The organism is Paenibacillus protaetiae, assembly GCF_004135365.1.
Lineage (GTDB): Bacteria > Bacillota > Bacilli > Paenibacillales > Paenibacillaceae > Paenibacillus_AP > Paenibacillus_AP protaetiae.
In genome coordinates, this window is record NZ_CP035492.1 from 895,928 (window position 1) to 922,913 (window position 26,986).

At 51.1% G+C, this 26,986-nt stretch carries 22 protein-coding genes and 5 pseudogenes; 26 read left to right on the plus strand and 1 reads right to left on the minus strand.

Annotation, left to right across the window (positions count from 1 at the left end):
• Positions 1-2: 2 nt before the first annotated feature.
• The 17 genes and pseudogenes from ET464_RS03940 to ET464_RS04015 all read left to right on the plus strand — a co-directional run bounded on the left by ET464_RS03940 (position 3) and on the right by ET464_RS04015 (position 15,573).
• Positions 3-1,258: pseudogene (locus ET464_RS03940) on the plus strand (competence/damage-inducible protein A).
• A gap of 222 nt (positions 1,259-1,480) precedes the next feature.
• Positions 1,481-2,539, plus strand: coding sequence for a recombinase RecA (gene recA, locus ET464_RS03945; protein ID WP_129438438.1), 1,059 nt, complete (start codon positions 1,481-1,483; stop codon positions 2,537-2,539).
• A gap of 72 nt (positions 2,540-2,611) precedes the next feature.
• Positions 2,612-3,313 (plus strand): RecX family transcriptional regulator, encoded by a 702-nt coding sequence (locus ET464_RS03950; RefSeq protein WP_129438440.1) that lies wholly within the window; start codon positions 2,612-2,614, stop codon positions 3,311-3,313.
• 181 nt (positions 3,314-3,494) lie between these two features.
• Positions 3,495-5,036 carry a ribonuclease Y gene (gene rny / locus ET464_RS03955; protein ID WP_129438442.1) on the plus strand — a complete coding sequence of 514 codons (1,542 nt, stop codon included), beginning with the start codon at positions 3,495-3,497 and terminating at the stop codon, positions 5,034-5,036.
• A gap of 82 nt (positions 5,037-5,118) precedes the next feature.
• A pseudogene (locus tag ET464_RS03960) lies at positions 5,119-5,912 on the plus strand (TIGR00282 family metallophosphoesterase).
• 139 nt (positions 5,913-6,051) lie between these two features.
• A pseudogene (locus tag ET464_RS03965) lies at positions 6,052-6,311 on the plus strand (stage V sporulation protein S).
• A gap of 190 nt (positions 6,312-6,501) precedes the next feature.
• The gene (locus ET464_RS03970) at positions 6,502-7,455 is read left to right on the plus strand and encodes a dipeptidase (protein ID WP_129438444.1); all 954 of its coding nucleotides are present in this window, start codon (positions 6,502-6,504) and stop codon (positions 7,453-7,455) included.
• A 172-nt stretch (positions 7,456-7,627) separates the two neighbouring features.
• The gene (locus tag ET464_RS03975; RefSeq protein WP_129438446.1) at positions 7,628-9,361 is read left to right on the plus strand and encodes a 2-oxoacid:acceptor oxidoreductase subunit alpha; all 1,734 of its coding nucleotides are present in this window, start codon (positions 7,628-7,630) and stop codon (positions 9,359-9,361) included.
• 2 nt (positions 9,362-9,363) lie between these two features.
• A complete protein-coding gene (locus ET464_RS03980) occupies positions 9,364-10,230 on the plus strand; it encodes a 2-oxoacid:ferredoxin oxidoreductase subunit beta (protein WP_129438448.1) in 867 nt (288 codons plus the stop codon).
• Between the two features lie 90 nt (positions 10,231-10,320).
• Positions 10,321-10,896, plus strand: coding sequence for a phosphate propanoyltransferase (gene pduL / locus ET464_RS03985; RefSeq protein ID WP_129438450.1), 576 nt, complete (start codon positions 10,321-10,323; stop codon positions 10,894-10,896).
• 95 nt (positions 10,897-10,991) lie between these two features.
• On the plus strand, positions 10,992-12,581 hold the full coding sequence (miaB, locus tag ET464_RS03990) for a tRNA (N6-isopentenyl adenosine(37)-C2)-methylthiotransferase MiaB (RefSeq protein ID WP_129438452.1): 1,590 nt from the start codon (positions 10,992-10,994) through the stop codon (positions 12,579-12,581).
• Between the two features lie 48 nt (positions 12,582-12,629).
• Positions 12,630-13,130: a YlbF/YmcA family competence regulator gene (locus ET464_RS03995; protein WP_129438453.1), complete on the plus strand. Its 501-nt coding sequence runs from the start codon at positions 12,630-12,632 to the stop codon at positions 13,128-13,130.
• 40 nt (positions 13,131-13,170) lie between these two features.
• A pseudogene (locus ET464_RS04000) lies at positions 13,171-14,336 on the plus strand (iron-containing alcohol dehydrogenase).
• A gap of 218 nt (positions 14,337-14,554) precedes the next feature.
• Complete coding sequence (locus tag ET464_RS04005) at positions 14,555-14,797, plus strand: GNAT family N-acetyltransferase (RefSeq protein WP_129438455.1); 243 nt, start codon at positions 14,555-14,557, stop codon at positions 14,795-14,797.
• A gap of 66 nt (positions 14,798-14,863) precedes the next feature.
• Positions 14,864-14,923: pseudogene (locus ET464_RS20805) on the plus strand (hypothetical protein); the annotation flags it as partial.
• Positions 14,924-15,061 carry a hypothetical protein gene (locus tag ET464_RS20190; RefSeq protein ID WP_244226648.1) on the plus strand — a complete coding sequence of 46 codons (138 nt, stop codon included), beginning with the start codon at positions 14,924-14,926 and terminating at the stop codon, positions 15,059-15,061. It abuts the pseudogene before it with no gap.
• 32 nt (positions 15,062-15,093) lie between these two features.
• On the plus strand, positions 15,094-15,573 hold the full coding sequence (locus ET464_RS04015) for a DinB family protein (RefSeq protein WP_129438459.1): 480 nt from the start codon (positions 15,094-15,096) through the stop codon (positions 15,571-15,573).
• Between the two features lie 122 nt (positions 15,574-15,695).
• Here ET464_RS04015 and ET464_RS04020 read toward each other — a convergent pair whose 3' ends face one another.
• The gene (locus tag ET464_RS04020) at positions 15,696-16,316 is read right to left on the minus strand and encodes a biotin transporter BioY (protein ID WP_129438460.1); all 621 of its coding nucleotides are present in this window, start codon (positions 16,314-16,316) and stop codon (positions 15,696-15,698) included.
• 124 nt (positions 16,317-16,440) lie between these two features.
• Between ET464_RS04020 and ET464_RS04025 the strand changes: the two genes are divergently transcribed.
• The 9 genes from ET464_RS04025 (at position 16,441) to ET464_RS04065 (ending at position 26,953) form a co-directional block, all read left to right on the plus strand.
• On the plus strand, positions 16,441-17,298 hold the full coding sequence (locus ET464_RS04025) for an energy-coupling factor ABC transporter ATP-binding protein (protein ID WP_165279885.1): 858 nt from the start codon (positions 16,441-16,443) through the stop codon (positions 17,296-17,298).
• Positions 17,291-19,060 (plus strand): ATP-binding cassette domain-containing protein, encoded by a 1,770-nt coding sequence (locus ET464_RS04030; RefSeq protein WP_129438463.1) that lies wholly within the window; start codon positions 17,291-17,293, stop codon positions 19,058-19,060. Before ET464_RS04025 ends, ET464_RS04030 begins: the two co-directional genes overlap by 8 nt.
• Positions 19,061-19,269: 209 nt before the next feature.
• Positions 19,270-19,803: a signal peptidase I gene (gene lepB / locus ET464_RS04035; protein WP_129438465.1), complete on the plus strand. Its 534-nt coding sequence runs from the start codon at positions 19,270-19,272 to the stop codon at positions 19,801-19,803.
• Between the two features lie 19 nt (positions 19,804-19,822).
• On the plus strand, positions 19,823-20,773 hold the full coding sequence (locus ET464_RS04040) for a DUF4184 family protein (RefSeq protein ID WP_129438467.1): 951 nt from the start codon (positions 19,823-19,825) through the stop codon (positions 20,771-20,773).
• A gap of 135 nt (positions 20,774-20,908) precedes the next feature.
• A complete protein-coding gene (locus tag ET464_RS04045) occupies positions 20,909-22,375 on the plus strand; it encodes a sensor histidine kinase (protein WP_129438469.1) in 1,467 nt (488 codons plus the stop codon).
• Positions 22,372-23,061 carry a response regulator transcription factor gene (locus tag ET464_RS04050; RefSeq protein WP_129438471.1) on the plus strand — a complete coding sequence of 230 codons (690 nt, stop codon included), beginning with the start codon at positions 22,372-22,374 and terminating at the stop codon, positions 23,059-23,061. The genes ET464_RS04045 and ET464_RS04050 overlap by 4 nt, the downstream gene beginning before the upstream one ends.
• Before the next feature lie 30 nt (positions 23,062-23,091).
• Complete coding sequence (locus ET464_RS04055; RefSeq protein ID WP_129438473.1) at positions 23,092-26,154, plus strand: efflux RND transporter permease subunit; 3,063 nt, start codon at positions 23,092-23,094, stop codon at positions 26,152-26,154.
• Positions 26,155-26,243: 89 nt separating this feature from the next.
• Positions 26,244-26,558 (plus strand): YbjQ family protein, encoded by a 315-nt coding sequence (locus ET464_RS04060; protein ID WP_129438475.1) that lies wholly within the window; start codon positions 26,244-26,246, stop codon positions 26,556-26,558.
• Positions 26,559-26,641: 83 nt separating this feature from the next.
• Positions 26,642-26,953 (plus strand): rhodanese-like domain-containing protein, encoded by a 312-nt coding sequence (locus ET464_RS04065; protein ID WP_129438477.1) that lies wholly within the window; start codon positions 26,642-26,644, stop codon positions 26,951-26,953.
• The last annotated feature ends 33 nt before the right edge of the window (positions 26,954-26,986 follow it).

Below are 26,986 nucleotides of genomic sequence, written 5' to 3' on the forward strand. Positions count from 1 at the left end.
TGATGAAAGCAGAAATTATTGCGGTCGGAACAGAGCTGCTGCTCGGGCAAATCGTAAATACAAATGCCCAGTTCCTATCCCAGGAACTGGCATCTCTTGGCGTGGATGTTTATTTTCAAACCGTAGTCGGAGATAATGCGGCACGTTTGCGCCAAGCGATTGAAGTGGCGCGCAACCGCGCCGATCTGCTTGTATTCACCGGCGGTCTTGGGCCAACGCAGGATGACCTGACGAAAGATGTGCTGGCTGCGTATTTAAATCGCAACCTTCTTCTGCATGAGCCGTCCATGGCCAAAATCGAAGAATTGTTCAGTTCACGCGGCTCCCATATGGTTGAAAGCAACCGCCGCCAAGCGCTTATGATTGAAGGCGGCGAGCCGCTCGAGAATACGGCCGGGCTTGCTGTAGGCAATGGGCTTGAAGCGGACGGCACCTATTATATGCTGCTTCCAGGACCGCCGCGTGAAATGAAACCGATGATGGAAGGCCCAGGGAAAAACTGGATTATGCAAATTACCGGCCAGTCAGACCCGCTTTATTCGCGCCAGCTGAAGTTTGCGGGCATTGGCGAATCGAACTTGGAAGCGAAGCTGATCGATCTGATCGACGGGCAAGTTGATCCAACGATTGCTCCTTATGCGAAAGAAGGCGAAGTTGCAGTACGCGTCTCGACCAAAGCGCCGACGCAAGCGGAAGCTAACCGCAAAATCGACGAAACCGTTGATAAAATTAAAGCAATTGTAGGCGAGTTTCTATACGCGCAAGAGGACATCCCGCTTGAAGAAACAGTCGTACGGCTGCTTCGCGCTTCGAGGCGCAAGCTGGCGAGCGCAGAAAGCTTAAGCGGCGGGCTGTTTGCAGAATCGATTACAAGCATCCCGGGCAGCAGCGGCGAGTTTTGCGGCGGAGTTGTTACGTATACCAATGAGATGAAGCATAAGCTGCTTGGCATTCCGATGGCTCAGCTGCAGGGTGAAGGCGCTCCGGGGCAATCAGCGAATCGACAGCGAAGCTGATGGCGGAGCGGGTGCGCGAGATTGCCGATGCGGACTTTGGCGTATCGCTGACGGGGGTCGCAGGGCCGGCGCCGTCCGAAGGCAAGCCGGTGGGACTTGTTTATTACGCGATTGCCGAACGCGGCAAAGAAACTGTTGTTTATACCGGACAGTTTGCCGGCAACCGTGAAATTATCCGGGTACGTTCAGTAAAAGCGGCTTTATACCGTTTGTGGCAAGCATTAACAGCGAATGTGGAATAAAATAGTCGAACTTTGACGTTTGATGGCTTGTCAATCGTTAAGATTGGCGGTATAATACATGCTAGACGGAAGAACCGTGGCGAAGAATACTTTGCTGCGGTTTTTTTTCGTCCTGTTTTAGCCCTTGCATCAAAAAAAACGAATGTATGTTCGAAAAAATGCTTGGCAAGGGGTATGAAAAAAGGTATCATACTAATATAAATGATGAAGGATGTGAGTTGATTGTCGGATCGTCGCGCAGCATTGGAAATGGCATTGCGCCAAATCGAGAAACAATTCGGTAAAGGCTCGATTATGAAATTGGGCGAAACAGCAGGTATGCAAGTGGAAACAGTATCAAGCGGTTCGCTTGCTTTAGATATTGCATTAGGGATCGGCGGTTTTCCAAAAGGACGGATTATTGAAGTGTATGGACCGGAGTCATCCGGTAAAACAACGGTTGCGCTTCATGCGATTGCGGAAGTGCAGCGTACAGGCGGCCAAGCTGCGTTTATTGATGCGGAGCATGCGCTTGACCCGCTGTATGCAAGCAAACTGGGCGTCAATATTGACGAGTTGCTGCTTTCCCAGCCGGATACAGGCGAGCAAGCGCTTGAAATTGCAGAGGCGCTTGTACGCAGCGGCGCCGTTGATATTATCGTTATCGACTCGGTAGCTGCACTTGTGCCTAAAGCGGAAATCGAAGGCGAAATGGGCGATTCGCATGTTGGTTTGCAGGCTCGTCTCATGTCTCAAGCACTTCGCAAGCTGTCTGGCGCCATCAGTAAATCGAAGACGATTGCGATCTTTATTAACCAGCTGCGCGAGAAGGTTGGCGTAATGTTCGGCAACCCGGAAACGACGCCTGGCGGCCGCGCTTTGAAATTCTACTCCAGCGTTCGTCTGGATGTACGCCGCGTGGAAACGATCAAGCAAGGCAACGATATGGTCGGCAACCGCACCCGGATCAAAGTCGTGAAAAATAAAGTAGCTCCTCCATTCAAACAAGCGGAAATCGATATTATGTACGGTGAAGGCATTTCGAAGGAAGGCAGCATCGTTGATATCGGCACGGAGATGGATATCGTACAGAAGAGCGGAGCATGGTTCTCTTATAACGGCGAGCGCCTCGGCCAAGGCCGCGAGAATGCGAAGCAATATTTGAAGGATCATCAAGAAATTTCACATGCCATTGAAATGAAAATCCGCGAGGAAAGCAATTTGCAGACGGAAGCGGCAATGGCCAAAGGCGCTGCTGTCTCCGTCGATGAAGAAGAAGAGCCGGAATTTGATCTTAATTAATGAAATGGAGACGCCGTCCCAGCCGGGGCGGCGTAGCTTTTTTATAAACCGGAATAAAGGAGGCGCGGCGGCATGACGGAAGACCAACAAGCGGATAATGGGTTGTTTATAACGCTGGTGGAGCAGGATCGTTCGGAACGCCGCAGATACCGTATTTACGCAGGCGGAGAAGAACCGATTTTATTCGTTCATGAAGACTTGCTTATCCGCTACAGGCTGCTGAAGGGACAATTTGTTGACCCGGCGCTGCTTCCGGTAATTCAGGAAGAAGACGACCGGCACCGGGCATACACGCTTGCGTGTGTCTATTTAGGAGCAAAGCCGCGGACGAGCAAGCAGATCGAACAATATTTGCGCCGCAAGGAGCTTGGTGAAAGCCATATTGCTTATGCGCTCCAACGTTTAGAAACAGAGCATTATGTGGATGATGAAGAATATGCCCGGCAATTTGCCAAACAGCGGATTCGTACCGCGCAAAAGGGCAGCCGCCTTGTAAAGCAGGAGCTTCAGCAGCGCGGCATATCTCGCCAAGCGGCGGAAGAAGCCGTAAATGCCATAGATGCCGGTGCCGAGCTCGCGGCAGCCAAAGCAGCCGCTGCCAAACGGTGGCGGGGGCTGAAAGGGGAACTGCCGGACCGCAAGCGAAAGCTGACCGCTTTTTTGATGCGGAGGGGTTTCGCCGGCGATTTGATTCGAGAAGCAGTAAGGTCGGCCGCAGCAGACGGCATCGACAGCGATGAAGACGCAGAAGATGGGCTAATGCTTGACAATTGAATTTGGCAAAAGATAAAATGAATTTGTATTCCTTTCACAAAGAATCGATTTTCCTTCCAAAAATTGATTCGTAATGATTATTTTCGCCAAAAAGTTAAACTGTTAGAACGGTTTGGAACCGGCTGAAAACCTAATAACATCCCAAGTAGTCCTTGGTGCATGCAGCAAGGAGGTGAACAAGATGCAAGAAATATGGTGGATCTTGATCTGTCTCTTTGTTGGCGCAATTTTCTTTGGGGTTGGTTATTTTATTCGTAAATCGATCGCAGAGGCGAAAATTTCCAGCGCTGAGCAAGCTGCAGCCCAAATCGTTGAAAATGCGAAAAAGGAAGCGGAAGCACAGAAGAAGGAAACGGTACTCGAAGCGAAAGATGAAGTCCATAAACTCCGGACTGAAGCAGAGAAAGATATTCGCGAGCGACGGAATGAAGCACAACGTCAAGAAAGACGTTTGGTTCAGAAAGAGGAGTCGCTGGATAAGAAGTTAGAGGCGCTAGAACGCAAAGAAGAATCTGTAGCCAACAAAGAAAAAAGGATCGACGAAACACAGCAGCAAATCGATTCTCTGTACAAGCAACAGCTCAGCGAGCTGGAGCGCATCTCCAATCTGACGATGGAAGATGCAAGATCGATCATTTTGTCTAATGTAGAGCAGGAAGTTCGCCATGAGACGGCTCAGATGATTAAGGAAATCGAACAGCAAGCGAAGGAAGAAGCTGACAAGAAAGCGAGAGACATTATCTCTCTTGCCATCCAGCGTTGTGCTGCGGATCACGTAGCGGAAACGACGGTTTCGGTCGTAGCTTTGCCGAACGAAGAAATGAAAGGCCGCATTATCGGACGCGAAGGCCGCAATATTCGCGCCCTGGAAACATTGACCGGTATCGATCTCATTATCGACGATACACCGGAAGCGGTCATTTTATCCGGATTTGATCCGATTAGGCGTGAAATTGCCCGAACATCTCTTGAGAAGCTCGTAGCTGACGGACGTATCCACCCTGCCCGCATTGAGGAAATGGTTGAGAAATCCCGTAAGGAAGTAGATGAGCGAATCCGTGAATACGGTGAGCAAGCTACGTTTGAAGTAGGCGTACATGGATTGCACCCAGACCTTATTAAAATTCTTGGAAGATTGAAGTATCGGACAAGTTACGGTCAGAACGTTCTGAAACACTCCATGGAGGTTGCTTACTTGACAGGTCTAATGGCTGCAGAGCTTGGCGAAGATATTACGCTGGCCAAGCGCGCAGGCTTGCTGCATGACATCGGCAAAGCCCTTGACCATGAAGTGGAGGGCTCGCACGTTGAAATCGGCGTAGAGCTGGCGAAGAAATACAAAGAGCATCCGGTTGTGATCAACAGTATTGCATCTCACCACGGCGACGTGGAGGCAACTTCGGTTATCGCGATGCTGGTAGGCGCGGCAGACGCGTTGTCAGCAGCTCGTCCGGGAGCTCGGCGTGAGACGCTCGAGACGTACATTAAACGTCTGGAGAAGCTGGAAAACATTTCGGAATCGTTCGAAGGCGTTGAGAAATCGTACGCCATCCAAGCTGGCCGCGAAGTTCGCGTTATGGTTCAGCCTGAGAAAATCGACGATACGGAAGCGTTCCGCTTGGCACGGGATATTACGAAAAAAATCGAGAGTGAACTTGATTATCCGGGACATATTAAAGTTACGGTTATCCGTGAAACTCGTGCCGTTGAGTACGCGAAGTAATAATCGAATGTTGACTTGCGGAAGTGGCTGCTGTAGCAGCCACTTTTCTCGTCTGCATGGATAAAAGGATGAGGACAATTTGATGAACGTATTGTTTGTAGGCGATATCGTTGGAAGCGTTGGCAGAGAGGCTTTGAAGCGTGTATTGCCTGCATTAAAAAGCAAATATAACCCGCATATCATTATTGTGAACGGCGAGAACTCGGCAGCCGGCAGAGGAATTACCGGTGCCATTGCCCGCGACTTTTTTTCGTGGGGGTTCATGGCATTACAATGGGCAACCATACGTGGGATAATAAAGATATTTTCGAATGGATCGATGATGAACCGCGAATAGTACGTCCGGCCAATTATCCGGAAGGTACGCCGGGAAGAGGCATGGCTTTTATAAAGGGAACTGGAAAAGAACTTGCGATCATTAATCTGCAAGGACGTACTTATTTGCCGGCCATTGATTGCCCGTTTAATAAAGCGGATGAACTGGTAGCCGAAGCGCGCAGCCGTACCAGAAATATTTTGGTTGATTTCCATGCGGAAGTCACATCGGAAAAAATCGCGATGGGATGGCATTTGGACGGCAGAGCTTCCATTGTGGTAGGCACGCATACCCATGTGCAAACGAATGATGACCGGATATTGCCGGGCGGAACGGCGTATTTGACCGATGTTGGCATGGTCGGGCCGCGGGATGGCGTATTAGGGATGGAACGGTCGGCTGTTATCCGCAAATTCCAGACGCAGCTTCCGACAAGATTCGTTGTGGATGAAGGCGCATGGCATCTGCATGCGGTATCCGTCCAAATCGACGAGGCGACCGGACAAGCGAAGAAATTGGAAAAAATCCGTTTAACGGAAGATGAGTGGCTGCTAATGTAGCCTCTCTAAATCTTGTAAAATTACAGAAAATTCGAAATGATTCGTAAAGTCATACAATAAAAGCAGGAATTTTTTAACCTTTCTCGAATACTATTTAATAGTGACATCCATCCATCAGTTCCCGAGGAGGTACTTTTTCATGGAAGTATTAAAGGTTTCAGCAAAGTCCAATCCAAATTCCGTTGCAGGCGCGCTGGCTGGCGTGCTTCGTGAACGCGGCGCAGCTGAGTTGCAAGCAATCGGGCTGGTGCTCTTAACCAAGCAATTAAGGCTGTGGCGATTGCCAGGGGGTTCGTAGCTCCCAGCGGAGTGGATCTGATCTGCGTGCCGGCGTTTACCGATATTGTCATTGATGGAGAGGACAGGACAGCGATCAAGCTGATCGTTGAACCGAGATAACCGATAATGTTATGAGTGGACCACAGTTCACCCCACCTTTTTAAAACCTGTTTACGGTACGATGTAAACGGGTTTTTTGCTTTTTTTGCAGGAAATGAATTTTTACGGGAAGGAATACAGGGGAACGTTGAAGGCTGGCGCTCAGATGCAGTGCGGCCGCACAAATCGAAAATAAAGGGGAAACGGTGAAATGAATATACCGGTTGCCGATTTTCATTGCGATGTATTGATGAAGCTGCTGGAAGATAACAAGCTGAGTTTTCAAGAGGATGCAACAGGGCAGCTGGACGTTACTTTACAAAAGTTGAAACAATCGGGTGCTGTTTTTCAGACGTTTGCGATTTTCACTTCGCTTACCCAAAGGGCAGGCATCGAGCCGGTCTTGGAAAGCATTGATTTATTCCACCGGCAGGTGCTGACGAATCCGGAAATACAATGGGTTCGCAGTAAGGAGGATTTGAAGGCAAGCATCAGCGGCGGCCGGATTGGCGCTATGTTATCAATTGAAGGGATGGACCGGCTGAACGGCAATCCGGCTATGCTGAGAAGCTTGTACGAGCTTGGCGTGCGTGCTGCCGGTTTCACCTGGAACAATGCCAACTGGGCGGCTGATGGGGCAATGGAGGAGCGCGGAGCCGGGCTGACGGCCAAAGGGAAGGAATTCGTGCGGCTGTGCGACGAGCTTGGCATCCTGCTGGATGTTTCGCACTTGTCGGAGCGGGCATTCTGGGATATGGCGGATACAGCTTCCCGGACGATACTTGCGTCCCATTCGAATGCTTCTTCCATACTTCCGCATAAGCGCAATTTGTCCGACGATCAGATTAAGGCGATTATTGCGCTGCAAGGGGTTATAGGCGTCACGTACGTGCCTTATTTTGTGAGCGGCCATTCGCCCGTGACGATCGAAGATCTGCTCCGGCATATCGAGCGTATTTGCGAGCTTGGCGGAGAGCAGCATGTGATGCTGGGATCGGATTTTGACGGCATTGAAGTTTATATTGACCAGTTGACTGGTCCGCAGGACGTGCAGCATCTGCAGGACGCGCTTCTTAAACGGTATTCGGAAGAGCAGGTGCGGCGGTTTATGAGCGGCAATGCGATTCGGTTTTTGCTCCAGCACCTTCCGGATGGCCGTTCCTGAATCCATCAATTTCGATGCGGTAACCGATTATCGAAAACTATTATATTCCAAGCCAGCGGTTTTATCTTGCATTTTCATAGGTTCAATCATAAAATTACTGATGGCTGTTACTATACAATGATCACATTTTTTTATAGCGGTGACCGTTTATTGAAAAGAGGAGTTGGGCATTTTGATCAGTCAATTGTCTTGGAAGATCGGCGGGCAGCAAGGGGAAGGCGTTGAAAGTACGGACCGGATTTTCTCCACAGCCTTAAACCGGCTGGGGTATTATTTGTATGGATACCGTCATTTCTCATCCCGGATTAAGGGTGGACATACCAACAATAAAATTAGAATCAGTACGGAGCCGATTCGTGCGATTTCGGATGATCTCGACATTCTGGTTGCATTCGACCAAGAAAGCATTGATTTGAATGCAGGCGAGCTGCGTGCCGGAGGCGTTATTGTCGCCGATGCGAAATTTAATCCAACCGTTCCTGAGCATATCGACGCTACGTTGTTTGCGGTGCCGATTACGAAGCTGGCGGAGGAGCTTGGCACGTCACTGATGAAAAACATGGTGGCTTCCGGCGCTTCCTGGGCGCTGCTCGGCTTGCCGCTGGAAGTGTTCAACAAAGCGGTGGAGCAGGAATTTGGACGCAAGGGGCCAGCGGTTGTCGAAAAAAATATCGAAGCTGTCAAATGCGGCGCCGAATTTGTGCTGGAGCAAGCGGGCGGACCTCTGGAAGCGTTCAAGCTCGCGCCTGCGGACGGCAAGCAGAAGCTGTTTATGATCGGCAATGAAGCAATTGGCCTTGGCGCAATTGCAGCAGGCTGCCGGCTTATGTCGGCCTACCCGATTACGCCTGCATCGGAGATTATGGAATATTTGATTAAGAAGCTTCCGAAATTCGGCGGCACCGTTATTCAGACGGAAGATGAAATCGCAGCGGTTACGATGGCTATCGGGGCTAACTATTCCGGTGTGCGTACGATGACGGCATCCGCCGGCCCGGGCCTTTCCTTGATGATGGAAGCGATCGGTCTGGCAGGCATGACTGAGCAGCCGCTCGTTATTGTTGATACGCAGCGCGGCGGTCCGTCAACCGGCTTGCCAACGAAGCAGGAACAGTCTGATTTGAACGCGATGGTGTACGGCACGCACGGCGAGATTCCGAAGATCGTCATTGCGCCTGCGTCAATTGAAGACTGTTTTTACGATATGATTGAAGCTTTTAACTTGTCCGAGCAATATCAGGTACCGGTTATCGTCATGACCGACCTGCAGCTTTCCCTCGGCAAGCAGTCTTGCGAACCGCTTGATTTGAATCAAGTGGCGATTAACCGCGGCAAGCTGGTCACCGAAGCTCCGGAGCTGGAAGCGGGCCAGCTGTTCAAACGGTATGAATTTACGGAAGACGGCGTCTCGCCGCGTGTACTGCCCGGCGATAAATACGGGCTTCACCATGTGACCGGCGTTGAGCATGATGAAACCGGACGCCCGTCGGAATCCGCGGTTAACCGTAAAAAAATGATGGACAAACGGCTCTCTAAGCTGAACGGGCTATATATCCGCGAAGGGCTGCGCATTGATGCGCCTCACGAGACGCCGGATTTGCTCATTATTGGCATGGGTTCCACCGGCGGCACCATTGATCAAGCCCGCCAAAAGCTGGAGAAGGACGGATTGACTACGAACCATATTACGATTCGCCAAATTCATCCGTTCCCTGCCGAACAGCTTCTGCCTTTTGTGCAGCAAGCAGGCAAAGTGGTTGTGCTTGAAAACAATGCGACGGCTCAGCTAGCTAATCAGCTGAAAATGCATCTTGGCCATGGCGACAAAATAGGGCATGTACTGAAATATGACGGAACGCCGTTCTTACCGGCTGAAGTCTATGAAGCTTGCAAGGAGCTGAACTAATTATGGCTACATTTAAAGACTTTAGAAATAATGTCAAACCGAACTGGTGCCCGGGCTGCGGAGATTTCTCCATTCAAGCCGCGATCCAGCGGGCGGCTGCCAATGTCGGTCTGGAGCCGGAACAGCTTGCCGTCATATCGGGCATCGGCTGCTCCGGCCGTATTTCCGGTTATATTAATGCATACGGCTTGCACGGCATCCACGGCCGCGCGCTGCCGATTGCCCAAGGGGTCAAGCTGGCGAACCGCGAGCTGACCGTCATCGCCTCCGGCGGCGACGGCGACGGCTTTGCGATCGGGATGGGCCATACCATCCATGCGATTCGCCGCAACTTGAATATTACGTACATCGTCATGGACAATCAGATTTACGGCCTTACTAAAGGCCAAACGTCGCCGCGCAGCGCGGAAGGTTTTGTAACGAAATCTACGCCGGAAGGCTCGATCGAGTCGACGCTTTCGCCGCTTGAAATCGCAATGTCGGCTGGCGCGACGTTTGTGGCACAATCGTTTTCGAGTGATTTGAAGCAGCTGACAGCTTTAATTGAAGCCGGAATTAAGCACGAAGGCTTTTCGCTCATCAACGTGTTTAGTCCTTGCGTTACGTTTAATAAGATCAACACGTACGACTGGTTTAAGGAGCGTGTCGTTAATTTGGAGCAGTTTCCGGATTATGATGCGACGAACCGGATTGCGGCCATGAATAAAATTATGGAGACGGAAGGCATGCTGACCGGCTTGATCTACCAGAACACGGAACGGAAATCGTACGAGGACATGATTCCGGGCTTCCAGCCTGAGGCGTTGGCGAAACAGGATTTGGCGCTTTCGCAGGACCAATTCGACAGTCTTCTGGCGGAATTTAAGTAATTAGTATATGATAAATAGGCATGCGGCCAAATCGGTCGTGTGCCTATTTTGTCCATTTTCAAGTTACGATGAAACAGGGGGCAGTTTTCCATGGTACATAAAATCGTTCCGGTGGGCGTATCCGCCAGACATATTCATTTATCGCAACAACATGTTGAACTCTTGTTTGGAGAAGGCTATCAGCTGACGGAAGCGAAACCGCTCTCTCAGCCCGGCCAATATGCGGCGAATGAAACGGTGGCTGTAACCGGGCCAAAAGGCAGCTTCCCGAAAGTCCGTATTTTGGGTCCGGCGCGTAAAGCAACGCAGCTGGAAGTTTCACGTACGGATGCATTTGCGCTGGGTATCAATCCGCCGGTACGCGAGTCGGGCAATATTGCCGGTTCGGCAGGAATTACCATTAAAGGGCCGGCGGGCGAGCTGACGATCGAGGAAGGCGTCATTGTTGCCGCCAGACATATTCATTTTCATACGACCGATGCAGAGAAGTGGGGCATTCAGGATAAACAGCTGCTGAAAGTCCGTTTTGAAGGCGAACGCGGCGTTGTGTTTGAAAATGTTATTGCGCGGGTATCGCCTGATTTTGCGCTGGATATGCATATTGATACGGACGAAGCGAATGCGGCAGGCATCAGCAACGGCGATAAAGCGCAAATCATTGAGTAGCTCGCGCCTCTAATGGATATAGGCGGCTAACAATGATATAATGAAACACTGAGCTTGTAATTTAGCATTGTTCGGGTAAAGGAAGTGAATGCTGCATGAAGGAGAGCGTCAACTCACCGGATTCTGCTTCCGGCAAAGCAAAGGACTACTCCAAATATTTTGATTTTTCGGATGCGAAAGTGATCAGCCAGGAAGAAGGAAAAACGACTTACCGGATTAAAGGACGCACCATTCAAGTGAATTCCGCGCCAAACCATAAGGATGAGAAGCGGCGGGGCAAGCAGGATGTTGCGGTCTATTATGATTTTTCCATTCCGGAAGAGCTGCGAACGATCGGCATCGGCAAATTTTATTTAATACAAACCTACGGCTGCCAAATGAATGAGCATGACACCGAAGTGATGAAGGGCATGTTCGAGCAAATGGGCTATACAGCCACGGAAGACCGGATGGTTGCGGACGTTATTTTGCTGAATACATGTGCCATACGCGAAAATGCGGAGGATAAAGTATTCGGCGAGCTTGGCCATCTGAAAACGTTAAAGCAGGAGCGCCCGGGGCTGCTGCTTGGCGTATGCGGCTGCATGTCGCAGGAAGAAACGGTCGTTTCCCGCATTATGCGCAAGCATGCCCATGTCGACATGATTTTTGGCACGCACAATATCCATCGCCTGCCGCAGCTGCTGCAGGATGCCTACTTCAACAAGGAAATGGTCGTTGAAGTATGGTCGAAGGAAGGCGACATTATTGAGAATGTGCCGAAAAAACGCGAAGGCATGCGCGCGTGGGTGAACATCATGTACGGCTGCGACAAATTTTGCACGTACTGCATCGTGCCTTATACGCGCGGCAAAGAGCGCAGCAGGCGTCCGCAGGACGTTATTGACGAAGTGCGCCAACTGGCGCGCCAAGGGTTTCAAGAAATTACGCTGCTGGGGCAAAATGTTAACGCCTACGGCAAAGATTTTGAAGATATGGATTACCGGTTTGGCGATCTTATGAAAGACATTTCGCAAATCGACATTCCGCGTATCCGCTTTACGACCAGCCATCCGCGCGATTTCGACGATCATTTGATCGAAGTGCTGGCAGGACGCGGCAATCTGGTGGAGCATATCCATTTGCCGGTTCAGTCGGGCAGTACGCAAACGCTGAAAATCATGAACCGCAAGTATACGCGCGAATCGTACCTCGAGCTGGTTCGCAAAATTAAAGCGGCCATTCCTGACGTCAATCTGACAACCGATATTATTGTTGGTTTCCCTGGCGAAACGGATGAGCAGTTCGAAGAAACGATGTCGCTTGTTCGCGAGGTCGGCTTCAGTATGGCGTATACATTTATTTATTCGGCGCGCGAAGGCACGCCGGCCGCCGGCATGGAGGACAACGTTCCTCTCGAGGTGAAGAAACAACGCCTCGCCCGCCTCAATGCGCTGATGGCAGAGCTTAGCCTGGCAAGCAACCGGAAGCTGCTTGGTGAAACCATTGAAGTTCTGGTTGAGGGAGAAAGCAAAAACAATGCCAGCGTATTGTCAGGACGTACGCGTACGAACAAGCTGGTCCATTTTGAAGGACCAAAGGAATGGATCGGGCAATTTGTACATGTACAAGTAACGGATGTGTTAACCTGGTATATTAAAGCGGAAGCGATCAGCGGACCGGTTAAAGCTGAAGCCGTATCCTAACCGGCTTTGCACTGGTCGGGGAAAATTGAACCTATAGGAGAGATCTACATGGCCGAGCATCATGCATCAGCTCATTCATCTCAACAAGACCAACACCACGACCATAACTGTTCATCCGATTTTAACGGGATTCCGGAATTCGATACCCGCGATCTTCTCGTACGGGAAGATATTATGAAGAAAGCAAAAGAACTCGCAAGCCTTATTTCGACTTCCGATGAGGTGCAGTTTTATCAGCGGGCGGAGAAACAAATTCAGACCAATGATCGTGTTCAGAAGCTGATCACCCAAATTAAAAAGAAGCAAAAAGAGCTGGTTGCGTTTGAAACGACGTTTAAAAATGAGCAAATGGTTAAAAAAATAGAAGGGGAAATGGAGAAGCTCCAAGATGAGCTCGACGGGATCCCTATCGTATCCGAATTTCAACAAAGCCAAGCGGATATTAACTATTTGCTGCAGCTGGTCGTGTCGATCGTAAGAGACACCGTAGCGGAGAAAATAAACGTTGAAGCGGCGCAGCAAGCAGAAGAACCTGATCAGTGCGATTAAACCATATTGAACTATACAGATAGAAACGAGGGACCATACAATGCGTGCATTTACTTTCAACAATCCTACCCGGCTTCATTTTGGCGCTGGCATGCTAGAGAAGCTGACCGCGGAGATTGACAGATACGGCAAAAACGTGCTCCTGTTATACGGCGGGGCAGCATTAAACGAAATGGCCTCTACGACCAAGTGATAGCCAAGCTGAACAGCGCAGGCTGCAACGTTACCGAGCTTGGCGGCGTTGAGCCAAATCCGCGCATCACGACGGTTTACCGCGGCGCCGAGCTGTGCAGAGCAAACAACATCGACTTGGTGCTCGCAGTTGGCGGCGGCAGCACGCTTGATTGCGGCAAAGCGATTGCCGCGGCGGCGAAATTTGACGGCGACTTCTGGGACGTTGTTACGAAAAAAGCGCAGGTAACGGATGCGCTGCCGCTTGGCACGGTTTTGACGCATGCTGCGACAGGCTCGGAAATGAACGGCGCATCGGTTATTTCCAACACGGAGACGCTGGAGAAGTACGGATGGGGAAGCCCTTACGTGTATCCGGCATTTTCGATTTTGGACCCGGCGTTTACGGTAACCGCGCCAAAAGATCAAACGGTGTACGGCATGGTTGACATGATGGCGCATGTATTCGAATCGTATTTCCATCAAGACCGGACCACTCCGGTGCAAGACGGATTTTGCGAGTCGATTTTGCGTGCCGTTATCGAGACGGCTCCTAAGCTCGTTAATGATCTGACGAATCTGCAATACCGCGAAACGATTTTGTACTGCGGTACGATGGCGCTGAACGGCACGCTGTCGATGGGCATCGTCGGCGACTGGGCGAACCACGACATGGAGCATGCCGTGTCCGCGGTGTACGACATTCCGCATGGCGGCGGCCTGGCGATCCTGTTCCCGAACTGGATGAGCTATGTGCTGGAAGATAATGTGGATCGTTTCCGCCAATTTGCGGTTAATGTATTTGGCATTAGCGAAGCAGGACGCAGCGACATCGAAATCGCGAAAGCGGGCATTCAGGCGCTTCGCGACTTCTGGAATTCGATCGGCGCGCCTTCGCGTTTGAGCGATTACGGCATTGATGACAGCCGCCTGGAAGAAATGGCGCTGAAAGTGACCGGTGAAAACGGTACGCGCGGCAACTTCTTCAAGCTGAGCAAAGAAGATGTTGTTGCGATTTATAAAATGTCGCTGTAAAGCATGGAATGACAAAAAGGCTAGACCTCCCGGCGGGAAGTCTAGCCTTTTTTTGATGTTCATCGGTGACCGGTGCGCAGCCGGTTATTTTTTGTTTTTGAGCTTTTGAGGCTGGCCGACGTAACTTTCAACCGGCGCGCATATTAACATTTAAAGGAAAAATAACGGGGGTTGTCGAATATATAGAGCTTATAATCTCATGGCGAAGGAGCGGTTGGATGCGAATAAGGGCGGCTACGGCAAATGACATCATATCAATCTCGGAAGTTCATGTCGACAGCTGGAGAACAACCTACAAAGGCATTGTACCAGACCCTTTTTTGGCGAACTTAAATATAGAACAACGGAAACGTTATTGGGATTACTTTTTTGAACAAAAGCAGCCGGAAGATCCGGTTTGGGTTGCCGAAACGGACGACGGTCAAATCGTAGGCTTTGCGAACGGAGGCAAATCGCGGTAAAACGAATTTCCTTATGAATCCGAGCTTTATTGCTTATATTTGCTGCAGGCCTACCAGCGGATTGGCTTGGGGCGCCAACTGTTAGAGGCAGTGTCGCTTCAGTTGCAATCGAGCGGGTATTCCTCCATGATGGCGTGGGTCATCGAACAAAATAAAGCGGTTCGTTTCTATTTGCATATGGGAGGAGTCCCGTTTGCTCAAATGAACAAAACCATTGGCGGGGCGGAGCTGTCCGAAATCGCAATTGGGTGGACATGGAACTGATTATTGGCACACCAATTACTGGAGGTTATCGCATGTTGAAGTTGTTTCAGTACAACTGGCAAGTCCGTAATGATTGGTTTGACTGGTGTGAGCCGGTGAGTATGGAAGAGCTGATGAAAAAACGCACCGGTGGAATCGGCTATATTCTGCCCACGCTGTACCACATTATTGCTGTCGAATACGGCTGGATATGCGGCACGATTCAAGGGAAACCGATTCATATTCCTTCGTTTGGAGAAGTGACCGGCTTACGACAAATGAAACAATTGTCCGAACGCTGTCATGCGGAGCTTGCTCCATTCGTGTATAATTGGAACGACAGCCTGGAGGACCGGATCGTAATCGACATTACCGATGAGGGGGAGCATGTGCCGCATAAATGCGGCGAAGTGATGCGGCATGTGCTAGCCCACGAAATTCATCATATAGGGCAATTGTCGATATGGTCCCGTGAGATGGGCAGGAAGCCGGTAACGGCAAACTTGATTGGCAGAGGGCTATACGAAATCTAGGTGCAACGAAACATATATCGTTATTCATAACATGACAAAAGCAGCGGCCGTCTAGGCGAATGGATTCCTAGTCTGCCGCTGCTTTTTTGGTATAAAATAAAAATCGAATTACACGCTTGGCATTAACCGATAACGGTGCCGGTTGTCTCCAGCTTCCGTGTGCCGGTCGTCTCCCGCAGCTTCAAAATAGACGGGCGCAAAGACACGCCGATTGCGGCTGCGAGAACCGATTTAAGCGCATCGCCGATCAGAAACGGGTAACAGCCGGCGCTCATCGCTTTTTGGAAGGAGAAGCCAAGGGAATGCATCATCCAAGGCACGCCAAACAGATAAACAAACAACGAACCAAACAGCTCCATAACGATAAACAAGGTGATAAAAGCTGCGATTTTGCTGCGCCAGATCGTTTCATTCCGCAGCAAAGGCCCGCTTATGTAGCCGATAATTAACGAAGACCATAGGAAGCTGAACAAGTAGCCGCCGGTGTATCCGTATAAAATGGCAACGCCGCCTTCGCCGTGAATCATAGGGAGACCAATGGCAGTTAAGACCAGCACAAGCAAAATGCTTAATAATCCGTTGCGTGCGCCTAAAAATAATCCGGACAGGCAGACCGCCAGCGTCTGGAGTGTGATCGGAACTTGCGAGATGCTCAGCTTAAACGATATCGCGCTCATGACGACAAATAATGCCGCAAATAAGGCGATAAATACATAGCTCCGGATGTTATAATTTTTGTTCACAAGAAAAGCTCCTCTCCTACTTTAGGGTTGCAAATTATATGTTAACCAAATATATTTGATAAAGGTTAACAAACCGGATTCTAGCATAAACAACCGTTCAGGGGAAGAGGTTAGGTGAATTTTTTTGGAAAACTTTTTTTTAAATCCATATTTAATCGAGCTGGTCAACGTCTCAGCCGTGCAGCCTTCGCCGGAAGGGCGTCCGTTTCGGCTAAGGAATATCCATTTGTCCATTAAACGCGGCGAATGGATCACCGTTCTTGGCCGAAATGGCAGCGGAAAAAGCACGCTGGTCCGCCTGTTGGCCGGTGCGCGTTTTGCTGCGGCAGAAGGAAAGCTGATCCGAGATCCGATGTTACATATAGACGGCCGTCCTATCCCTATCGTGATGCAGCATCCGGAGGCATCTGTTATAGGAACCACACCTTGGGAAGATATGATGCTGATGCTGGAGCAGCACGGTTATCCGGGTGAACGGATTGCTGAAGCAGCTGAAGACGCGTTCCGGCAAACCGGATTATCCGAAATACAACATCATCCGGTCGAAACATTGTCCGGCGGGCAAAAGCAGCTGACGGCCATTGCATCTTGCCTGGCGGCTCAAGCCCCTCTATTGCTGCTTGATGAGCCTACGGCCAATCTGGATCCGGATGCGTCAAAGCTTGTGCTTGAACGAGTGAAAGCAGCCAACCGGGAAGGCATGGCAGTCGTATGGGTGACTCAGCGGCTCGATGAGCTGCGCGAAGGAGACCGGGTTGTAGCGATGAATAACGGAGAGGTTTATTTTGATGGTTCCGCTGAGCGTTTTTTTGAACGCTCGTCCGATTCCGGCCCGAGCGCGACAAGCGTGTGTGAGCAGCTTGGCTTCCCGGCTCCGTATGTGATTGAGACGGCGTGGGAGCTGGAAGCGCAGGGGATCCGGCTTGATCCGCTGCCATTAACGGCGGAAGCGCTTGTTGAGGCGGTGATCCGAAATGGCTGACTGGCTGCTTGATCAAGTTGTTGTGAAGTCAGGGGAAGGCCATACACTGCTTCAAACAGATAAGGTGACGATACGCGCGGGCGGGATCACCCTTATTACCGGGCCTAATGGAGCGGGAAAAACAACGCTGCTGGAGGCTATGGCCGGTCTTCGTTTATTAACGGAAGGGCGGATTTGGCTTGGTGAAGCTCCATTATGGCTTCCGGAGAAAAGAAACCGGCTGAACCGGGAAGTGCTGCTAGGCTTCGGCATTGCCATGCAGCATTCTGATGCCCAGTGGTTTCATGGAACGGTCCGGGAAGAATTGAGTTATTCTGCAAAACCTTACCGCAAGGCAGAAAAGGATTGGGATATGCGCATGGAAGCCACTTTGCTGCATACAGGTTTGTCCTTAGACATGTTGGAACGCGACCCATGGTCATTAAGCGGAGGCGAACAAAAGCGGTTGTCGATCGCATGTTTGCTCGTCTGCGAGCCGGAATGGCTGCTGCTGGATGAACCTGCAGCGGGGCTTGATGCGGAAGGGATCAGCCGCCTTGCCGGGCTGCTTGCCGCCCATAAAGCGGCTGGGGGCGGGGCGGTTGTCATTACGCATGACCTTGACGCTTTGCTGCCGGTTGCAGACACGGTTATCGCTGTAGATGGCGGCACCGTCTGCGAAGCGGCTTCAGCTGCAGATTGGGCGGCTGCCCATCCTGCAGCTGCGCCTCAGGCGCTTCGCGCGCTGGCACAGCTGCGCGCGGCTGGTCTGCTGCCGCCGCAGCCGGAAGGCGCGAGCGGCGTACCGCTGTGGCCGGCGCCGCGCGAGCTGGCGGCGGCATTGGCCGGGCGGCTGGCGCAGCGCCCGGCAGCGGCGCTTGCACCGCCGGCGCGCGGCGCGCGAGCCGCTGCTGGCGCCGAAGGCGCATATGCTGCGCCGCCGGCAGCGGCGCCCCGCGCCACGCGCGGCATGGCTGCCCTGCCTGCGGCAGCCGCGCATAGCGCCGAAGGCGCTCGCGCAGCAGTGCGGGGCGTTGCCCGCGCCCGCGCGCCGATCGCGGAGCGATTCGATCCGCGCACGCTGGTTGCCTCGCTGCTGCTGTTTTCAACAGCGCTGTTAACCGGAAACGGCTGGCTGACGACCGCTGCGGGAGCAGCGGCAGTGCTTGCGGCGCTTGTGCCGCTGCGGGCGGCGGTAAAGCCGTGGCTTGGCGTTATCCGCGCCTATGTATTGCTTGTGCTCATTATGGGACTTATAGCCGGCATTCATTTCATGCCGTTAAGCTTTGATATGGATCGTGCGTTATCAAGCGTGCATCAAATGGTCAAGCTGCTGCTTGTTATGATGCTGGGGATGCCGTTTATGTCGTTAATGACGCCGTTTCGGCTGCAGCGGGCGATTGAGCAAACCTTTGGGCGGCTGGCCTGGTACGGCTTCCCGGTAACGCCGATTGCATTAACGGTTACGTTAATGTTTCGGTTTATCCCTCTCCTTTCCCGGGAATGGGGCCGTTTTACCCTTATTGCTCATGCCAGAGGCAAACACGGAGGCAAGCCGGGCAGTATGCCGCTTAAACAAATCGCGCCTGCCTTTATCCCGTATTTGCGTTCCATTCTCCGCATGGCGGAACAGCTGGCCGATGCGCTCGAAGCCCGCGGCATCGGGCATCCGAACGCCCGTCCTACACAAGGATTTAAGCTGGCCTTTACTAGGCAAGACGGTTATTTGTTTGCGGCTTCAGCTATAGCAAGCATCATCCTGGTCTTATTCGAACAGCTGTAAGCAGCCTGTTTGGTTGCACTGCGGAGACAGAACCCATAAAATAGAAATCGGGCAACTAGTCAAGTTCCAGCCTGCAGCTGCATAAAATGCATGACCCATGCATTTATGCAGTATTCGCTCCTGTATAAATGCATGACCCATGCATTTATGCAGTATCCGCTTCTGTATAAATGCATTCCTATGCATTTTACGCAGAACGGAGTGGTCGAATGGAAACAGAGGATGCTGCCCGTGTTTGGAGGACCGTGCTGGAGTGGCTGCTGGCAGGAGTCGCCGCAGCGATTATTGCATGGTCTGTGAAGCATTATATGTACGCCCAGCTGGAAATCCACAATATTTCGATGCAAAATACGCTGTATGACGGACAACGTTTGATTGAGGATAAGTGGAGTTATCATTTTCATCAACCGCACAGAGGGGATATAGTCATTATTGACGGGCCGGAGTCCGACATTCGGTTAATTAAACGGGTTATCGGGCTTCCCGGTGATGAATTGGACATTCGGGACGGACAGGTATTTATTAACGGAACCGCGTTGCCGGAGCCTTATGCGAAAGGGCGGACGGAGCCTAACGGGATTACGGTTCCTTTTGTTATCGGTCAAGGCGAGCTGTTTGTAATGGGAGATAACCGTGAAAACAGTATGGATAGCCGTACGCTTGGCCCTATTGCTTTCACTAGTATTGAAGGCAAAGCCGTATTTCGCATGTGGCCCTTCCGGCAATTCGGATTTATTGATTAACAACGGAAGGAGCTTTACAATGCCTTTTACTTTGTCGCATCCGCTTTATGCCGTACCGCTTCGCAAGCTGGCTCCTGCTTTAAGCGCAACCGGGCTTGCGCTCGGCAGCATGGCGCCGGATATGGAATATTTTATCGCCATGCAGCCTTACCGCTCGACCGGCCATACGTTTATCGGATTTTTGGCGATGGGGCTGCCCCTATGCACCGCGTTTGCTTACGCTTTTCACCGCATTATTATGCCATCGCTTCCTGTATTGTTGCCTCCGGCGTTAGGCATGAACCGTTTCGCCGCACTGCATCAGCGCGCCTGGTCACTCCGCGGCATCTCCCCGTTTATTTTGTTTTATATTTCGCTTTATATCGGTTTTCTTTCCCATTTATTTGTAGATAACTGGACGCATCGTTTAGGCTATTTTGTGGAAAAATTTCCAGAGCTGTCAAAGCTGCAGCTTGGCCAGCCGATCTATTTTTGGCTGCAGCAGGGGTTGTCTGTAATCGGTCTCGGTTTGCCTGCGCTTTACTTGGCTTACCGCTGGCTTTCCTGGTACAGCAAGGATAAAGGGGCGGCTGTTCCGGACAATATTCAGGTGAAAAACAGCCTCATTTATTCAGGAGCGGCGCTTATAACCGCCGGTTTTCTGTTTGCAGCCAAACTCGCAGCCGCAGCCAATCCGTGGCTGCTGAATCTATGGTTTGTTGCGCCGTTTTCATCGGTTTTGTTTGGCCTGTTTGCTGCCTGCCTGCTCATCTCAGCCCGCAGATCGAACCAGACTGCCGCAGCTTTGTGCGGGCTTGCCGGGTTTGCCGTCATCTATTTGTTGTTCAAAAAAGGCGGAATCGGGGAGCATCTTTCCGTGCAGCATGCTTGGTATGTTTATATTTGGCTGTTTTCGTTGCTCGTCTTCACATTGTCCAAAACGATCGGCAAACCGTCGGGCGCACAACTTCCGCTATCGAGCGAATGTTGAAGCAGCTTTTGAATGGGTTGCCTTAATAATTATACGTTTCGTAATAATTTTGTAATATTTCCTTCCTGAATCGTTTAGAATTGCTGGTTATGATTGACGATAGGAAACAGAATAAAGGAAGGCGGCGCGAGCAGTGTGACCATTCGACGAAAGCTGTATTTGTCTTATATTGCGATGGTGTTTGTGCCGATGTTTGCAATCGTCGTGTTCTCGCTGGCGTTTCTGTATGTCAGCGGCCAGACCGACTTCCGTGCTTACTGGCGGGGGGAGAAAAACTTGCCATACCGGCAGGCGTTTACGATCGGGGAGCTGAATGAAGCGCTGCAGCATCGACCCGACACGCTTGAGAAGCCCGATGAGTGGACAGAAATGTTCGCCAAGCTTGGCGAAGTGTCCGCAGGGGTCATCGTGATGCGCGGAGGACAGGTGATACAGGTTTCGCCTTACTTAAAGCAGCTGGGTCCGCATCATGACTGGGCGCGATTGGCGGAGGAGAGGCCCGAATACGTCAACCTGAGGCTGTACCGGTTCAAAACCGAGTCGCTTCCGTTCCATTACTCAGACGGCACAGCTGGACAAGCGGTTATTGTATGGAGGTATGACAGTGTTCCATTTTTTTGGCACCCAATCTTCGGCATGGCCGTATGTATACTTATTGGGTTAACGATGGCGCTGATGACCTACATGATGTCTAGAAGTATTATTCGCCCGATCCAGTCGCTCAACCGGTCTGCACTGCTGATGAAGGAAGGTGATTTGACCCGAAGGATCGATACGAGGGCAAAAGGCGAAATCGGCGAGCTTGGCAAAACGCTGGAGGAAATGCGTGTCCGATTGAAAGCTTCCATTGACCAGACGCTGCAGTATGAAGAAAACCGTAAAATGCTGTTATCCAATATCTCGCATGATTTAAAAACGCCGATATCGGCAATTAGAGGTTATGTGGAAGGCATAAGCGACGGTATTGCCAATACGGAGGAAATGCGCGGACGTTACATGGAGACGATCAAACGGAAGGCCGCCGATATGGACAAGCTGATTGACGAGCTTTTTTTGTATTCCAAGCTTGATCTGCATGCGCTGCCGTTTGATTGGAAGACGGTGGATTTGATGCGTTATTTGATCCATTTGGCGGAGGAGTCGCGGTTTGACTTGGAAGCTTCCGGCATTTCGCTTCATGTCGAACAGCTGGCAGACCGGAAGGAGCCGCTGTATGTAACGGCGGATCCGCAATATTTAAGCCGCGTATTTTCTAACATTTTTGACAACAGCGTCAAGTATATGACCGCCCGCCCGTCTGCGGAGGCTAATCCGGAGATTCGCGTTAGCGTGTATGACCACGGCACTCAAGCGCTGATCATTATTCAGGATAACGGACCGGGCATCGAAGAGGAAGCTTTGCCGCATATATTTGACCGCTTTTATCGGGCGGAGAAATCCCGCAATTCCGATCTGGGCGGCAGCGGCCTGGGGCTTGCGATTGTCAAACAAATCGTAGAAGGGCTTGGCGGTTCGGTATGGGCGGAGAATGGCGTGGATGGAGGCGCCCGCTTTTGCATATCGCTGCCTGCGGCATCTGGGAAAGACGGTGACTCGCATTGAAGCGCATTTTAATAATCGAAGATGAGAGAGCGATTGCAGAGCTGGAGCGCGATTATTTGGAAAGCTACGGCTTTGAGGTTCATATTGAAACGAGGGGAGACACGGGACTGCAAGAAGCGCAGGAGCAGCCTTATGATTTAATTATTCTCGACATTATGCTTCCGAACCTGGACGGATTTGACATTTGCCGACAACTCCGGCAGACGTTAAACATTCCGATCCTGGTAGTGACAGCCAAGCGTGAGGATATAGACAAAATCAGAGGGCTTGGGCTGGGCGCTGACGATTATATTACGAAGCCGTTCAGCCCAAGCGAGCTTGTAGCCCGCGTCAAAGCGCATCTGTCCCGGTATGAACGGCTGACGGGGCAGCATTCGGTTTCGAACGACATGATTCAAATCCGCGGGCTTATGATTGACAAGCCTGCCAGACGGGTGATGATTCACGACAAAGAAACCCAGCTTACGTCAAAAGAATATGAACTGCTGTTACTGCTTGCCTCGCACCCAAACCGCGTTTTTGAGAAAGAAGAGCTGTTCGAGCGCATTTGGGGGCTTGAATCGCATGGCGATGCGGCAACCGTAACAGTCCATATCCGGAGGCTCCGCGAAAAAATCGAACACGATCCGTCTAACCCGCAGTATATCGAGACCATTTGGGGCATCGGGTACCGGTTTAAAGTTTGATGGAAGAAGATGGAGAAGGAGAGGAATTGGTTGAAAAGTATTATCAAGTTTTCAATTAACAATAAGTTTGCTTTATGGATTATGACTTTAATCGTATTGGTTGCGGGTCTGTATTCCGGCACCAGAATGAAAATGGAGACATTGCCGGACATTACGATCCCGATTGTCAGTGTTTCGACCGTCTACACAGGAGCATCGCCGGAGCAAGTGGCGGATGAGCTGACGAAACCGATCGAGCAGCGCACGCGTAATTTGACGGGGGTCAAATCCGTCAGCTCGACGTCGTATGAGAATGCATCTTCTGTAATTATTGAATACGATTTTGGCGTTGACATGGAGAAAGCGCAGGATGAAGTCAAAGCGGCTTTAAGCGATATGACGCTGCCGGAAGGCGTAAAAACGCCGGATGTGTCCCGCATCAGCCTGAACGCTTTCCCTGTTATTTCGCTGAGTGTTTCAAGCAGCAATGACAGCTTGAGCGAACTGACGCAAAAGGTCGAGCAGGATCTTGTGCCTCAGCTTCAAGGCCTCGACGGCGTATCCGGCGTTCAAGTGTCCGGCCAGAATGTCGTTGAAGGCGAGCTTGCATTTAAAGCGGACAAGCTGGCGCAATACGGCTTGACTGAAGATACGGTTAAACAAATTATTCAAGGCTCGGCGATGAAAGCGCCGCTGGGCATCTTTGAATTTAACGACTCGGAAAAGTCAATTCTAGTCGACGGCAACATTATGTCGGAAGATGATTTGAAAAACTTGAAAATTCCTTATACGCCTGCCGGCGGATTGCAAGGCGGAGCTCTTTCGACCGTTTCGTTAAGCGAGCTGGCTGATATTTCGATCGTAGGGAAAGCGGAGTCCGTATCCCGCACCAATGGCAAGGAATCGATCGGCATTTCCGTTGTGAAAGCCGCTGATGCCAACACCGTTGACGTTGTAAACAAAGTGAAAGATGAAGTTAAGCAGCTGCAGAAGGACCATGCTGGCCTTGAAATTGTAACGACGCTCGACCAAGGCCAGCCGATTGAGGATTCCGTTCATACGATGATCAGCAAAGCGTTGTTTGGCGGATTGATTGCGGTATTGATCATTCTTATCTTCCTTCGCAACATCCGTTCGACGATTATTGCAGTCGTATCGATTCCGTTATCCATTCTGATTGCGCTTCTGCTGCTGAATCAGATGGACATTACGCTGAACGTTATGACGCTTGGCGCGATGACGGTAGCGATCGGGCGTGTTATCGACGACTCGATTGTTGTCGTCGAGAATATATACCGGCGCATGGGCCTCGCCGGCGAACAGTTGAAAGGCAAAGCTTTGATTGTCGATGCAACACGCGAAATGTTTATTCCGATCATGTCTTCGACAATCGTAACGATTGCGGTCTTTTTGCCGATGGGGCTTGTATCCGGCATGATTGGCGAAATTTTCAAACCGTTTGCTTATACGATGGTGTTCGCACTGCTTGCCTCGCTGCTTGTTGCGATCACGGTCGTCCCGATGATGGCGCATCTCTTGTTCCGCAATGGCATTAAAGGCGGCAAGCCGCATGTAGAGAAACCGGGCCGGGTCGCCGAATGGTATAAAGGCGTCTTGCGCTGGGCGCTGAATCACAAAGCCGTCACGTTTGGACTGGCTGTGCTTCTGCTGATCGGCAGCTTGTTCCTGGTTCCGGTGATCGGGGTAAGCTTCCTGCCGTCGGATGAGCAGAAATCAATGATCGTCACCTATAATCCGGCGCCGGGCGAAACGCTTGAGCAAGTGCAGGATATGGCGCTTAAAGCGGAAGACGAGCTGCTGAAACGGAAAGGCATCGATATCGTTCAATATTCGGTAGGCGGCGGCAATCCGATGAATCCTGCAGCTACGAAGCAAGCCTTGTTTAATTTAAATTATGATAAAGATACAAAAAACTTCGAGCAGGAAAAAGATGACGTCATTACGTTATTGCAAAGCCTGGGCGGAAAAGGGGAATTCAAGCAACAGGACTTTGGCGGCGGCGGTTTAGGCGGCTCGAAGATTACGATGGAAGTATACGGCCCGGATATGGAAGCCATCCAGCCGGTCGTTACCGATTTGACAGCCAAGCTGAATGCCAACAAAGATCTGAAAAGCGTAGATACCAGCTTGTCGAAAGCATACGATCAATACCGCATTGTAGCGAACCAGCAGAAGCTGAGCGAATATGGGCTTACAGCAGGCCAAGTCGCCATGGCATTAAGCCCGGTGCAGTCCAGCCCTGTGCTGACTTCCATCGAGAAGGACGGCCAGAAAGTGGATATCCGCGTCAAAGTGGAGCCTAAATCATACAATTCGAAGGCAGATTTGGAAAATGTCACATTGACATCGCCGCTTGGCAAGCAAGTAGCGCTTAAAGATGTGGTTACGATCGAGGAAGGAACTACGCCGGATACGATTACCCGCTTAAACGACCGCACCTACGCGGAAGTGTCCGCTGAAGTCGTATCGGCGAAGGTAGGGGATGTTTCAAGCGATCTGCAGAAGCAAATCGACGGGATGAAGCTGCCGGACGGCGTCAGCATCGAGCTTGGCGGTGTTACGCAAGATATTAACGATTCGTTTACGCAGCTTGGTTTGGCTATGCTTGCAGCAATCGCCATTGTATACCTGGTGCTTGTTATTACATTTGGCGGCGCGCTTACACCGCTTGTCATCTTGTTCTCGCTGCCGTTTACGGTCATTGGCGCTTTGCTGGGCTTGCTTATTGCCGGCGAAACGCTTAGCGTAACGGCAATGATAGGCGCGCTTATGCTGATCGGTATCGTAGTTACCAACGCTATCGTGCTGATCGACCGCGTCATTCATAAACAGCGTGAAGGCTTGTCCGTACGCGAAGCGCTGCTTGAAGCAGCCGGCACACGCCTCAGACCGATCCTGATGACGGCTATCGCTACCGTCGGCGCGATGCTTCCGCTTGCGCTTGGTTTTGAATCAGGAGGCCTGATCTCCAAAGGGATGGCCATCACCGTTATCGGGGGTTTGATCAGCTCGACGCTGCTGACGCTTCTCATTGTACCAATCGTATATGAGGTGCTGAACCGCAAGAAAAAAGCCCGTACGGCCGAACAATAAGAAACGTCTTTATTCAAGCGGGACTGTTTTATATAATGGAACAGTCCCTTGTAAAAAAAAGGTTATTCCAATATGAGGAGGAATGAAACATGCTTATTACAACAACTCCAACCGTTGAAGGCCGTCCGATCCGTGAATATTCCGGTGTCGTGACAGGCGAAGCCATTATGGGCGCCAACGTCGTTCGCGACTTCTTCGCTTCGATTACCGACATCGTCGGCGGGCGCTCCGGCTCCTATGAAAGCAAGCTGAAAGAAGCGCGGGACATTGCCATTGAAGAGATGAAAAACCAGGCTGCGCGACTGGGCGCTAATGCCATTGTCGCCATCGACATCGACTATGAAGTGGTGCGGGACGGCATGCTTATGGTTGCGGTCAGCGGAACTGCCGTTGTGTTGTCATAAGCTTGCTTTCTCCGTCTGGACAGCTTCTCTCCCAAAAGCTACAATTTGATAGAACCGTTATTGAAATAAAGGAGCTGACCAGCATGTACCCGGAAATAACAACAGAAGAATTGCAAGAACGGCTTGAAAACGGCGAAAAGCTCAATTTGGTTGACGTTCGCGAGCAGGATGAATGGGAGGCCGGCCATATTGGCGAAGCCCGCCTTATTCCGCTCTCTGAAATTCAAGAGCGCGCAGACGAATTCAGCCGTGACGGCGAACAAGTGTATATTATTTGCCGCAGCGGCGGCAGAAGCGGCAAAGCATGCGAGTTTTTGCAAGCTGGCGGCCTGTCCGTTGTTAATGTAAAAGGCGGCATGCTTGCATGGCAGGGAGACGTCGTGCAAGGCGCTTAAGCGATACCAAGTTTACGATTCAAAAGACGCTGG